Source organism: Nonomuraea turcica (assembly GCF_030718205.1).
In the GTDB taxonomy this organism is placed as follows: domain Bacteria; phylum Actinomycetota; class Actinomycetes; order Streptosporangiales; family Streptosporangiaceae; genus Nonomuraea.
Genome location: NZ_JAUZQF010000034.1, coordinates 41,256 through 53,821, shown reverse-complemented (window position 1 = coordinate 53,821; position 12,566 = coordinate 41,256). Strand labels below are relative to the sequence as shown.

Here is a 12,566-nt window from a genome sequence, read left to right as displayed (position 1 = left end):
TCATGGGATACGAGCTGCGAGTGGTGCGCGAGTCACCGCTCGCCTTCGCGGAGTTGGCGAGGGCCATCGCGCCGGCCGGTTTCGAGCTGCGCGGGTCTGATGAGATCGTGATCGGCCACGCGGGCGGCAGGCACCCGGTGGCGCGCTGGGCGGGCCAGGTGGTCGGCGAGCCCGGTTCCGACTGGCAGGTGGCACAACTCCTGAGGTTGTCGACCGCGCTCGGCGCCCGGCTTGTGGGCGAGGACGGCGAGGTCTACAAGCTGCGCGACGGTGTCATCGAGGTCGAGACGGGCGGCGGCGTCGTGGAGGTCGGCAAGCTCGAGCAGATCATCGACGCCGGCCCGGCCGCATGGAGCCCCTGAGCCCCTTCGCCGAGCGGGTGCTCGACCTCGTCGAGCGCATCCCGCCCGGCAAGGTCATGGCGTACGGGGACATCGCCGAATATCTGGGTGAAGGCGGCCCGCGACAGGTCGGCAAGGTGATGTCCACGTGGGGTGGTGGCGTGCCCTGGTGGCGCGTCGTCCATGCCGACGGCAGCGGCGCGGCCCCTGACCACCTGCAACGCTGCCTGGCCCACTGGCGCGAGGAAGGCACTCCGCTGCGAGGCGAACGCGTCGACATGCGCCTGGCGCGCTGGGACGGGCGTTCAGGGGATTTTCAGTAAGCGCATTGACCTGCGGTTTTGCCGAACGGGCGATTCTGTGACATGTGACTCGCATTACCATGGGCAAAACACTGATGGCGGCCCGAAAGGCGGTGCCTCCCCAATGGCCACCGGCGTCACAGCCCAGAGCCAGGGCGGTAATTCGCTTGCCGACCGCCTGAAGGCTGTCCAGGATCTCTGCGATCGTGGCGAGCCTCTCGAAGCGGTCATGCGAGCGGTCGGCTCCGGCGGACGCGACGCGGCGTTCGACACCGAGGTGCTCAGCGGTCCCCTCGGGGGCCGCATCGACCTCGCGGTCAAACGCGGCGCCGCGCGGCGCCGCGAGATGCTCGCGCTCGTGCGCCCCTACCTCGCGGGCGTGGACGCGGGGGTCAAGCGCGACCTGCCGGTCGCCAGACGGGTCATCGTGCACCTGATCGAGCACCGCCCCGACGAGGAGCTCATCGACGGCGACACCCTCACCAAGGTCGTGACCGCGGCGGCCGAGCCGTCCAAGCGCATCCGCAAGGGCCTCAGCTGGTATGCCGACCTTCCCTTCCGTGACGAGCTGCCGCCCGGCCTCTATCGGCTGCGCAGGGCCGACATGGTGCCGGTGACCCACATCGACGACATCACCTGGGTCGACGGCAAGCTGCGCGTCACCGGCTTCGCCTACCTGGCCGGACTGTCGGTCCGCAGCCGCAGGTTCAACTGGGCGACCGTGGTGCTGCGCGGGCCGCGCTGGTTGCCGCCCATCCGCATGCGCACCCGCCGCGTGCTGGAGCCCGAGGCCACACATGGGGCCCGCGAGCCCGGCTGCAACTACGACTGGTCCGGCTTCGCCGCGGAGCTGAGCCCGTGGCCGCTGCGCTGGCGCGGCGCCGTGCGCGGTGTGGTCTCCGCCGTGCGCCGCCGCATGCGGCACCGGCCGTCGGTGCCCGACACCACGACGTGGCGGGCCGAGATCGTGTTCTGGAGCCGTGGCGCGCGGGCCACCGGCCTGCTGCGCGGCTCCGCGCTCGGCCGGCCCGAGCGCCCCGCCGGGCTCAAGCTCAAGCCCGGCTGGTGGATCAGGCCGGTCTGGACGTCCGACCGGGCGCTGCAGGTCGTGCTCCAGCCCAACCGGGCCGAGCTGGCCGGGGTGTCCGTGGACGAAGACCGCCTCGAGCTGAAGATCTCCCTGCCAGGCCGCACGGTCACCAAGGGTCACGCCAGGCTGGGCGGTCACCGCATTGCCGCCGACTTCACGCCGTCGGGCGACGGCACGCAGGTGGTGGTCGCGCTGGCCGTGCCCTCCTTGCTGCAGGAGAAGGACGGGCGGCGGCTCTGGGTCGAGCCCAAGGGCGACCCGGCGGCCTCGGTCATGCTCGCCGACCTCGTCGAGACCCGCACGGTCGTGGGGGACCGCGAGATCACCGTGCTCGGCGACCGCCGCGACCGCGTCGTGGTCTCCGCCCACCGCGTCCGCCCCGTGATCACCTCGGCGGTCTGGGAAGACTCCGTGCTCGTGCTGCGCGGCCACTACCCGGACGCGTCCGGCCCGCGCACACTCACGCTGCGGCACCGGTCCGGGTTGTCCTACCAGCTGCCCATGGAGCGCTCCGGCGAGGACTTCTCGGTCCGCGTCGAGCCTGCCGCCATGGACCGTTTCGGCGAGCCGGTGCCGCTGGCGTCGGGCACCTGGAACATGTCCGTACGCCATCCGTCCGGCGAGATCGTCCCGCTGCGCATGGACCACGCCGCCCTGGCGGGGCTCGATGAGAAACCGCGCACCTTCGACGAGCGCACCTATCGGATGATCTCCACGCGCTTCGACGTGCCGGTCGTGACCGTCGAAGAGGCCCGCCCGGCGGACGAGCGCGGCGTCGCGGGCACCCACGTGCTGCGACGGGTCTTCTACCCGGCGCAGCGCACGGAGCCGCTGAACGACGCGACTGTCTACGTCGTCAACGACGGACGGCTCTACGCCGACAGCGTGCGCGCCATCTACGAGGAGCGGCTGCGGCGCGGCGACGACCGCGAGCACATCTGGATCGTCAAGGACGGCGCGTTCGTGCCGCCCGGCCCGGCGACTGTCGTGCGCGCCGGCAGCCGCGAGCATCACGCCGCCCTGGCCAGGTCCCGCTACATCGTGACCAACTCGTTCCTGCCGGTCTGGTTCCGCGCCCGCGAGGACCAGGTGGTGGTGCAGACCTGGCACGGCACCCCAGCCAAGATCATCGGCAACGACCAGCCGCACATGAACCGCGACCCCAAGCCGCCGATCTGGCATCGCCAGGCGGCGGAGGTGCGCGGCTGGGACTTGCTGCTGTCGCAGTCGCCGTGGGCGACGCCTGTGCTCCGCAAGGCGTTCGGCTACAAGGGCGAGATCCTGGAGAGCGGCCTGCCCCGCAACGACGTGCTCAACTCGCCGGACCGCGACGCCCTGGCGGCCGCGGTGCGCGAGCGGCTCGGGCTGGTGGAGGGCAAGCGGGTGGTCCTGTACGCGCCGACGTGGCGGGACTACGACCGTAAGAACGCCATGGTGAAGCTGGACCTGGCCAAGACCCGAGAGGCGCTGGGCGCCGACCACGAGATCCTGGTCCGCGCCCATCCCATGCAGGCCATCCCGGCCGTCCCCGACATCGCCCACGACGTCACCACTTATCCGGACATGGCCGATCTGCTGTTGGTGGCCGACGTCCTGGTGACGGACTATTCGTCGGTGATGTTCGACTTCGCCTGCACCGGCCGCCCGATCGTGCTCTATGGCTACGACCTGGCGAAGTATTCGTCCAAGCGGGGTCTTTACCTCGACCTGGCCGAGCAGGCGCCCGGCCCGGTGCTGTCCACGTCGGCAGAGGTGATCGAGGCGCTCCGGTCGATCGATTCAGTGGCGGCCGCCCATGCCGACCGCTACGACGCGTTCCGCGCGACGTTCGCTCCCCGCGACGACGGCAAAGCCACTGCTCGGGTGGTCGATCGTCTGTTTTCGTGATCTTCCACGGTCTCTGAGCGTCACCGCGCGCCTTTAACAACCATCCTTTACGGTCGCCCAGCGTCACCTCACGCGCCGTAACCCCTTGCCGTCTGTCATGGCCAGGTCGTGAAGGCTCACGCGTTGCTCGCCGTGACGGAGCGTCTAGTGCGGTGATCACATAGGTTCACCGGCCTGGGGACCCAATGTGCTGCCTGCGCCGGCCGTCCTGGTTGCTCGCCACTGTCATATCGACACCGATGCGATGGAGGAGGAGCATGATGGCCGAGCCTGTGCTGGCGTGGCGTCTGTCTGATCATGAAGGGCAGACGTTGCAGCGGCGGCTGGTGCGGCGGGCAAGCATGACTCGGTCCGGGTACGGCGGGCGTTGATCGTGATGGCCTCGGCCAGCGGGACGCCGGTGGCGGCGATCGCCCAGCTGGTCGCGGCCGATGAGGACACCGTGCGTGATGCCATCCATGTTTCAACGAGCGGGGAGTGTTGAACGTTGGTGGTCACCGCACGGGCTCGTCGAACAGGATGATCTCCGGATCGAGCACCAGCGCCCTGGCCAGCCCGGCCCGCTTGCGTATCCCGCCCGAGATTCCCCCGGCAGCTTGTGCTCGGCCCCCACGAGCCCGACGAGCTCGATCTTCTCCATGACCACGCGCCGGAGCTGCGCCTCGATCTTCTTCGTGTGCTCGCGCAGCGGGAAGGCGATGTTGTCGTAGAGGCTCATCGAGCCGAAGAGCGCGCCGTCCTGGAAGAACACCCCGAACAACCGCCGCAGCTCATCCAGGCGTCTCTCGCCGCACGTGGCCAGGTCGTACCCGTCGATCCAGATGTGGCTGCGATCCGGGTGCAGGAGGCCGACCAGCGTCTTGAGGAAGACCGACTTGCCGGTGCCGGACGGCCCGAGCAGGACGGAGATCTCACCGGGCGGGAGGGTGAGTGAGACGTCCTCCCAGATGACCTGCCTGCCGAACGACTTGGTCAGCCCCTCGACGACGACTTCCATACCCACGCCAGTCACCTTCCATTTACAGGGGAAACGTGGCGAGAACTTTGCTCTCCGGGGTTGCGGCCGTTGCGACTTCCGGTGAAGTGGCGCGATCGGTTAGGGCTGGGCTACGCCGTACTGGAAGGAAGTCAGGGGTGAGACCACGCGCCAGCCGAGCCGCTCATAGAGCGCCCGCCCCTCGACGGTCCCGCCCAGGACGCCGACGCTGCCCCCCTGGTCGATGGCGAGATTCTGTAGGGTGCGCATCACCACCGTGCCCAGTCCCCGCCGCTGGTGCGCCTCCTCGGTCAGCACCTTGTCGACGACCACGGTCTCACCCGTGCAACCCATCTGGCCGCGCGCGGCCTGCTCGCCACCGGCGGTCAGGATCCGGACGAAGGTGACCGCTCCGGAGGTGGTCACCTCGATCTCGTATCCGGCCGGGCAGCGGGGTTCGGCGCGGTTCAGGTCCACGGTCATCATGAAGCCGGGGTCTGTGCGTTCCCACCCTTGAGTGAGGTACGGCGCAGCCTCCTCGGGGGAGACGAAGAGCTTGAGCCAGGCGCCCTGTTCAGCGACGGTGGGGAGCAGCTTCTTCAGCCGCTGGAGGTCGGTGACGACGTATCGCCCGATCCCCTCGACCTCGATGCGCCAGCCCCACGGCTCAGCCACCGGCTTTCTAGCACCCCGTGAGATCGCCCAGCCCGTGATCCACTCGGATGCAACGTTGATCATGCCCGGCAGCGTAACGAGTGGCAGAAAACGGAAAAGGAGCGACCCACCCGGCACCTGGGTGTGGCCGCTCCTTCTCGGAAGCGAAGTAGAACTACTTCACGCTGACGGTGGCACCGGCGCCCTCAATGACAGCCTTGGCCTTCTCCGCCTGCTCTTCGTTGACCTTGCCGTCGAAGCCCGGCTTCGGAGCGCCATCGACCAGGTCCTTGGCCTCCTTCAGGCCGACGGAGGTCAGCGCGCGGATCTCCTTGATGACCTGGATCCTCTTGTCGCCCGGCGCAAGCAGTACAGCACGGTTCCCCGAGCCGGTGAACCTATGTGGTCACCGCACTAGTTGACCGGCTCAGGGGTTACAACTGAAGGCCCGGGATGTCGCGGAGGAGGATCTGACGGGTGGGGTCGAACGGCGGCTCGCGGTCCCGGGGCATGTGGTCGAGCAGGAGATAGAGCAGCGACGACAACGTGGTGCCGCAGACGATGTCGCCGTTGTCGATCAGCTTGCGGATCCCCGTCAAGGGGAGCCAGTCGATGCGGTCGGCCTGCGAAGGATCCGCCGGCGGGCCGATGCGCGTGGCCGATTCGGCGCAGTAGACGTGATGCAGGGCGTCGGTGAAGCCGTTGGCGGGTTGGACGGCGAGCAGCGGGCGCAGGAGGCCCGGACGCCAGCCGGTCTTCTGCTCGACCTCCCGCGCCGCGGCTGCCTGCGGCATCTCACCCTCGTCGACCTCCCCCAGCGGGATCTCCCACCCCCAGCTGTCGGTGATGAACCGGTGCCGCCAGATCAGCAGGACCCGGTCCTGCTCGTCGGTGACGACCGCTCCGGCCGCGGGTGCGGTGCGGACGAGATGGTGATCGAGATGCCGCCCGTCGGGCAGCTCCACGTCCGCGACCCGGACGTCCACCCGCGCGGCGGAGTAGAGCGTCTTCTCGGAGTGGACCTGCCAGAACATGACCCTACGTTACAAGGGAGCACGCTCCGTGCGCATCTCGCTTTCGCAAGTCCACCTCCAGAGCGAGCGGTGACACGTGGATGTCGTGTGCGGGGAAGCCGGACTGCCGGATTGAGCCTGGGGGCTGGCGCCCCGAATAAGGAACGCGGGGAAGCCGCAGCCGGGGGCGTCTATGACGCCCCCGGCTACGGCGGCGTCTATGACGCCCGCTGCAACGGTCCTTCGTATGGGGTGGCGAGGTCTTCCCGCCACGCCTCCCGTATCGCCTCGGCCCGCTCCCGCGCCTTCTCAGGCCTTCGGAACTCTTCAGATCTGTAGGAAACGCCAGTGCGATCGGGTAGGCGGGGATCAAGGCGATAGCTGATGCCGTCAACATGGATCGAGAACGCCTTAATGCTCCCCATCATGCCGTATTCCGTATTGTCGGAGCGGCGCACCCATTCAATCTCCGGCACGCTCACGGGCGGACGCCTCTGCCCGCTGCTCATTGCGGCGCCTCCTGTTCGGCAAGCTTGTTCGCCAGCTCGTCAATGTCGCACGCGCGCAGGACGTTGACTAGATGGCCGTCCAGCTTGGCAAGGTTCTCGTGTCGCCACGCGTAGAGAACATCAGGCACGTCAGTACAGATTTCCCATGCGTTCCCGTACACCGAACGCAGCTCGTCAGCCTTCGGCAGCTCATCACGGGTGATCACTCCGCTACCCCCGCGTTCTGCGCCACGAGACGGGCGATACGGCTCGGCAGGCACGCCGGCACGACCTCTACCCTGTCGGCCTGCGGCTTGTTCTCGGGGCCGACGCGCGCTAGCTCGACCATGTAGCTACCGGAACGGGGGCCGATGCTTATGGTCGCAACTTTCCAGCCCGCATCCGCATAGATGATCAGCTGCGGCGGATACCAAAGCGGCGCAGCGAAGGGATCCGGTTTGGTCTCACACCGGAGCACGAGGAGCTTGATCAGTTGCGCATGGACACCTACGGCGGTCAGATGCTCTAGAACCCGATCTAGGGCGGCGTTCTGTGCCGCCGCCTGCTCCTCCGGTATCGGCTCGCCTAGCAGGTAATCGGCTGATGCGGTTGTATGCGTAACGCCCATACCTTTGACGGTAGGTGCGCGTGAGCCTCACTCGCACCTATGAGGGCGTCCACAAACAATCGGATCCAAAGGTAGCTCTGACCTGCGCACTTTCGCGGATCTCAAGTGATTGCCCATTGAGATGGGTAATCTAGCGTTGGGCCGATGAGGAGGCCAAGGATGCCTACCCGACGAGGAATAGAGGAAAGCCCGCAAGCACAGGGGCGCAAACTGGCGCGTATCGGGCGAGAACTGTGGCAAGAGGCAGGTTCTGTCAAAAAGGCCGCAATAGAGCTACTCAATCAGCACCCGGATATACCTAGCCTTCAGGCCTACCGCTACGTGTGCGGGCTTTCTCAGGTGCAAGCGGCTGATAGGTACAACCAGGCGACAGGCAATCAGACCAGCTTGGGCGGTACAACAATCAATGCCTGGGAGACCTGGGCACGTGAACGTGGCGGAGCGGGATCGCCTCCAAGCTTCTCAAGCCTGCTGGTCCTCGCCACTGCATACGGCAGTGGTCCTCTTGGCGTGGCAAATGAGCACATCTCTCCCATTGATCTGGTGGCGGAGGCATATGAACGTCTCACACCAGAAGATCAGCTCTCGCTTAGGAGGTACGCGGAGGCCGATTCGTCCACCGTGGGGGAGGAGCCGCAAGCAGACCCCAGAGGGCGCCAGGCTAGGTCAAACGGACAGGCGAACGCCGCTAAAGAGAGTATCATCGGCCCGGACTTCAACCTTGCCGTCCCCACCATGGAGTTCGGCAGCCCTGACAGATGGCTCTACACCCTCCCCAACCCCAGACCGGGGCAGTTGCTTAACCAGAGCTGGGCATTGTTCGGCTACGGGATCGAGCGGCTCATTCACCAGATTAAGAACGTGGGGCGCCGGCTTGACGTCGATGCGTGCTTCGGTATCAACGAGGCCGGCCTCGTCATGGCGACCTTCCTTGCATCCGCCCAGTTCGGGCGATGCCCCATCGGCTATCTCAAGTGCAACAAAAGCCGCGACTTCATCGAGCTCGATCAGGCTTCCATGTGCCCGCCCCTACCAGAGGCGCCCTCGATCGTCTTGTGTGACTTCGAGGTCAAGCACGCCGATGTAGTTGGCTTCATCACAGGAGAGATCAGAAAGCGCTACCCGGGTGCCGAAATCTACTTCGCTGTCTTTGGCGCGATGACGAAGGAGCGGGACCTTGAGGTAGCGCGCTTTGACGATCTCACGGGCGCGGGCATCATGCGGGCTGCGGACTTCAAGGCCGTGTTCATCGCCGCGACGATGAGCCCTCCTGGGATCGAGCCACCCCTAGAGCTACGCTGACGGCACGGAGGTGCGTCGTGACATCCCATCCCCCTCTCTCCGGCATTGCTCACCAGCTCGCGGAGCTCGTGGCGACGGTGATCCGCGAGCTTCGGCCGCGGCTTATCGAGGCTGCACTGTCGGGCAACCGCTCAGAGAGCCGCAATACCCGCCACTCCGACAACTTCCTGTCCAAGTACGACCTTTGGATGCATGAGCGCTACCGGGATTTGCTGACCGAGGTCATCCCCTCGTACGTCTACGCCTCTGAGGAGGCAGACCCCCAAGTCATTGGAGATGATCCGGAGCCGGACCTTTGCGTCCTGGTAGACCCACTCGACACGAGTGAGATGGCAGTTCGAGCGCTATACGGCTACACGCATGTCCTGATCTACTCGCGGAGCCTCGCGCGTCCGATCGCGGCCGTAGTGGGCGACATCTTCCATCACCTACAGATCTACGCTGCGGCCCGTGACGATGACGGCCAGGAGCGTGCCTTCGTCTTCACCCAGGACGGGACTCCTCACGCCCTACGGCTGGACCGGTCGACGCCGCTGGCGGAGTCCCTCGTTACGAACTTCTTCATGAAACCCAGCGAGCGCTTCGTACCGCTCGCACAGCAAGCCGGACTGATAGAGCAGTTGAGCCGCCCAGCGGCAGACGGGGCAAGGCGAGGCCGTATCGGCGTGGACTTCGGATCGATCGGGCTATGCCACATCGCGGCAGGCTTCAGTGACGCCATGATCGAGTTTGCCAAGGGTTTCGCCACGTGGGATCTCGCTCCTGGTCACTACATCCTTCAGGCGGCGGGTGGGACGGTCCTGGATCTGGAGGGCCGTCCCATTCCGCTGGACTACGGATTTGGCACTGTGGCCGACATCACGAAGGCCATGGAGGACCGATACAAGTTCGTCGCCGCCTCCAGCCTGCCTCTGGCCCGAGACATCCTGTCTGCTATCACCTTCAGTTGAAGAAGAGGCCGGCCACGGTCGAAGCCAGATATCCCAGGATGAGGCCGGCCACGGCTACGCCATCGCCGCGGCGAACGCCGGCCCGGATCTCAGCTGAGTCGCCTGCTCGGGATCGATGCGGATAGGCAAACAAAAGGGACGCACCTGGGCACTGGTGGGGCGTCCGGCCGGTGGCCTGTTTGAGTGGCCAAGCTCCTGAATCGTGCCTCCAGTCCTCCTGCGGACAGCAGCTCGGCGATGCTGCGTGACAACGTATATGCGCTTGCCGACCTGGCGGTTATTCCACTCGGCGTACGATGCTCCAAACCGCGCGGTGTGAGGACGAGAACAATGAGCGGCCCGCGTGCCCATATCGAGAAGAATCAGTTCGATGGGCCCGCCGTCGTCGTGTGGCAGGACGGTCGCATCACGTACTACTACGGCCAGGAGGCGCCATGCGCCGCATCTGGCGTAAAGGGCCCGCGAGACTAACTCTCTAAACGCCTAATCCCATACGGTTCGACGACGAAAAATCCGTCATGGGCGGTACACGCGCCAGGCGGTTGGGTAAGAGTAGAGATCCGAGGGACGGGTGGTTTGAGATTAGGCGGATAATCTGTGCCGCCCGCCGTAAATAATGCACCCTCGAAGATCTGTCCAACTTGGGGAATTTCGATGCCTCGTCTGCCGTCTGGTGCTCGGGCCGGTTTCGTACCCTCGGGCCATAGGGGAACTAGCGTCCTGAATTGCCGATAGTGATCGCCGTGTCTCGTAACCACAAGACAGGACTCATTTTCCACCCACTCAAGCCGTGCCGTCAACGGCATCAAGGTGGAGTAGAATTCCCCCTGATATACAGCGATGGCCGGGTCGGTGCCAATAACGGCGTGGCATACCTTGTCCGACGGGCACGGTTTAGGCGGAGCGGCCGCAGATGACCCGCTTCGGCGGGCGTCTGCGGTGCAGGCCACTAAACTCACGGCCGCAACAAGCATCGCAGCGATTGCGGATAGTCGTCTCACGGAGACAACCCCTTCTGGCGAGGGATGGCTGGACCGCCCTATAAGGCCGCGGTCCAGCCCTCTACGCTACTCCTTGCCCCTCTATTCTCGGTTCCAAATCCTGTAGCCGAAGGCATCGCGGTACACCGTCACGTGGCTGTACGCGCAGTACAGGCCCGTCTGGCCCACGAGCGCGCCCTGTCCGACGACGATGCCATATGCGGTGAAGCCTGCCGACGGACCTCCCATGAAGGCCGGGCCACCGCTGTCACCATGGTCACACTCGGTTCCGGCGGGCTGATCGGTGACGAAGAGATTATCTGCGGTGCCGTTGGACCAGTTGGTTCTCTGTACAGTGCCGCAAGTGGTCCCGGTCGACTTCCCCCACTTGCATACGTCATCACCGACCCACTGAACGGGATCCTCGGCATCCACATATGCCTTCTGGTTGGAGCTCCAGTAGAAGGTCCGGGTGAGCGTCAGACCGCCCCGGGTGTACAGCGCAGCTTCACCGTAGGCGCAACCCAACCAACATGAGTTGGTCAAGCTGATCCCGGTGCAGTTGCCGCCATCGATGGAATAGTTGCAGTATGTCCTCGTCGATGCACCGTTAGCGCAGTGCCCAGCCGTGCCATGGCGCCGCGTCTCATAATCCCAGGTGGCTACCACGTTGAAGTTGGACGTGCAGTCTCCCAGATTCCCCCCACCCCGAATGTAAGGGTCCGCGGCAGAAGTGGAGACCGAGGCGGAGGTGGCGGTGGACGAGAAGGTGGATGCGACGGGCCCATCCGTGACAGTCACGTCCACGGTGATGGACGGATTGGTCACCAGCGAAGACACCGCCGAATCGACGGCATTGTCCTGGACGGACGCTTTAGCTGCGGGTGCGGGGACGACGAGGCTGTGCACAGTACCGGTCTTGGCGTCGTAATAGCTGGCCACATCAGAGAAGCGAGGGTCGTCCCGTAGGGCGTGATGCACGCGCTTCTTCGTGTCGTTCAGTTCGGCCTCGGTGTAGCCCAGGCGGCCCTGTAGCTCCACCCGGAGGGGCAGGGTTTTGGCCGTTTCTATGGCCGGCGCCGGAATATCCCCCTTGAAGCCGAGCCAGACGTGTGAGCCGTCGGCGGCGCGCTCGCCACCAGCGAACTCGCCCTTGAAGGCTTGCTGGAGCTGGACCAGCTTCTGTTTGGCCGAAGGCCATGATCCGTGGCGCTCGATGGCCTCGCTGAAGCTGACGCCTTGGGCCTGCGCCATCCCCTTCAGGACTTCGATGTGCGCGGCGGAAAGATCATCGATGGCAACGTCGGGGATATCTACCGGGCCGTCCGGCCAATTCGCGGTCGCCGCCGGATCAGTCTTTGCCTTCTGTGCGATGTAAGCGTCCACGGCCTGCTCCAGGGAGATCCCCTTGCGGGCCGCGTCCCGCTTGAGTCTTTCCAGTGTTGGGCGGTGGACCTTCGATTGCCGCTCAGCGGCCAGCACCACGGTTTCGGTCCGAGCAGGGGATGCCGCAGCGGGAGAACCTGCGAGGCTAAACGCCGACAACGGCAGTAGTAGCGCCACGATGGCCAGGAACGTTACTCGCCTTGCTGCTGTCCCATCTGCTAACCCTGAAGAACTTTCCGCCATTTTACCTCCACATACTTGAGGGGGTTTCGGCGGCAAAGTTAACATGATCTTTTGCTATGAGTAAGGCTTGATTTCCTTGTAATTCTGTGGGGCGGGTGATGCATCTGGACAGTCGCTCTCCGCAGGCTCCTGGGGCGATCGCGTGGCCGAGCAAAAAGCTATGCTTGCTCGTATTTCGGAGACGCTGCAGTCTGGAAGATGAAGGCCCTGGCCCGGACGATGCGCGAGGGTGGCCCTCCTGGCGCTCCATGTGGTGATCCAGCGCGCACGCTGCGCAAGCTCATACCGCTCGGGTGGCCGGAGGTTGCCGGCACTGATCGCCTGAG

At 65.5% G+C, this 12,566-nt stretch carries 12 protein-coding genes and 1 pseudogene; 5 read left to right on the top strand and 8 right to left on the bottom strand.

Annotation, left to right across the window (positions count from 1 at the left end; translation table 11 throughout):
* The first annotated feature begins 2 nt into the window (after positions 1-2).
* From Q9G87_RS52325 to Q9G87_RS52315, 3 genes are all read left to right on the top strand, one after another.
* Entirely contained in the window at positions 3-362 is a 360-nt protein-coding gene (locus Q9G87_RS52325; RefSeq protein ID WP_305924182.1) for a hypothetical protein, read from the top strand.
* Positions 350-664, top strand: a complete 315-nt coding sequence (locus Q9G87_RS52320) for an MGMT family protein (RefSeq protein ID WP_305924181.1) — start codon at positions 350-352, stop codon at positions 662-664. Before Q9G87_RS52325 ends, Q9G87_RS52320 begins: the two co-directional genes overlap by 13 nt.
* A 208-nt stretch (positions 665-872) precedes the next feature.
* Positions 873-3,620: a CDP-glycerol glycerophosphotransferase family protein gene (locus tag Q9G87_RS52315; protein ID WP_305924180.1), complete on the top strand. Its 2,748-nt coding sequence runs from the start codon at positions 873-875 to the stop codon at positions 3,618-3,620.
* Between the two features lie 463 nt (positions 3,621-4,083).
* Here Q9G87_RS52315 and Q9G87_RS52310 read toward each other — a convergent pair whose 3' ends face one another.
* The 7 genes and pseudogenes from Q9G87_RS52310 to Q9G87_RS52280 all read right to left on the bottom strand — a co-directional run bounded on the left by Q9G87_RS52310 (position 4,084) and on the right by Q9G87_RS52280 (position 7,379).
* Positions 4,084-4,617, bottom strand: coding sequence for an ABC transporter ATP-binding protein (locus Q9G87_RS52310; RefSeq protein ID WP_452452415.1), 534 nt, complete (start codon positions 4,615-4,617; stop codon positions 4,084-4,086).
* A gap of 99 nt (positions 4,618-4,716) precedes the next feature.
* Positions 4,717-5,334 carry a GNAT family N-acetyltransferase gene (locus Q9G87_RS52305; protein ID WP_305924179.1) on the bottom strand — a complete coding sequence of 206 codons (618 nt, stop codon included), beginning with the start codon at positions 5,332-5,334 and terminating at the stop codon, positions 4,717-4,719.
* Positions 5,335-5,425: 91 nt separating this feature from the next.
* Positions 5,426-5,623: pseudogene (locus Q9G87_RS52300) on the bottom strand (ribosomal protein bL12); the annotation flags it as partial.
* A gap of 61 nt (positions 5,624-5,684) precedes the next feature.
* Positions 5,685-6,284, bottom strand: a complete 600-nt coding sequence (locus Q9G87_RS52295; RefSeq protein ID WP_305924178.1) for an NUDIX domain-containing protein — start codon at positions 6,282-6,284, stop codon at positions 5,685-5,687.
* A 197-nt stretch (positions 6,285-6,481) separates the two neighbouring features.
* Positions 6,482-6,745, bottom strand: a complete 264-nt coding sequence (locus tag Q9G87_RS52290; RefSeq protein WP_305924177.1) for a hypothetical protein — start codon at positions 6,743-6,745, stop codon at positions 6,482-6,484.
* Between the two features lie 23 nt (positions 6,746-6,768).
* Positions 6,769-6,978: a hypothetical protein gene (locus tag Q9G87_RS52285; RefSeq protein WP_305924176.1), complete on the bottom strand. Its 210-nt coding sequence runs from the start codon at positions 6,976-6,978 to the stop codon at positions 6,769-6,771.
* Positions 6,975-7,379 carry a hypothetical protein gene (locus Q9G87_RS52280; protein WP_305924175.1) on the bottom strand — a complete coding sequence of 135 codons (405 nt, stop codon included), beginning with the start codon at positions 7,377-7,379 and terminating at the stop codon, positions 6,975-6,977. Before Q9G87_RS52280 ends, Q9G87_RS52285 begins: the two co-directional genes overlap by 4 nt.
* Positions 7,380-7,523: 144 nt before the next feature.
* On the opposite strand from Q9G87_RS52280, the gene Q9G87_RS52275 reads away from it, so the two are divergent.
* Both Q9G87_RS52275 and Q9G87_RS52270 read left to right on the top strand, forming a co-directional pair.
* Entirely contained in the window at positions 7,524-8,681 is a 1,158-nt protein-coding gene (locus tag Q9G87_RS52275; RefSeq protein WP_305924174.1) for a hypothetical protein, read from the top strand.
* A gap of 17 nt (positions 8,682-8,698) precedes the next feature.
* On the top strand, positions 8,699-9,631 hold the full coding sequence (locus Q9G87_RS52270) for an inositol monophosphatase family protein (RefSeq protein WP_305924173.1): 933 nt from the start codon (positions 8,699-8,701) through the stop codon (positions 9,629-9,631).
* Positions 9,632-10,713: 1,082 nt separating this feature from the next.
* On the opposite strand, the gene Q9G87_RS52265 is transcribed toward Q9G87_RS52270, so the two are convergent.
* On the bottom strand, positions 10,714-12,174 hold the full coding sequence (locus Q9G87_RS52265; protein ID WP_305924172.1) for a chymotrypsin family serine protease: 1,461 nt from the start codon (positions 12,172-12,174) through the stop codon (positions 10,714-10,716).
* Between the last annotated feature and the right edge of the window lie 392 nt (positions 12,175-12,566).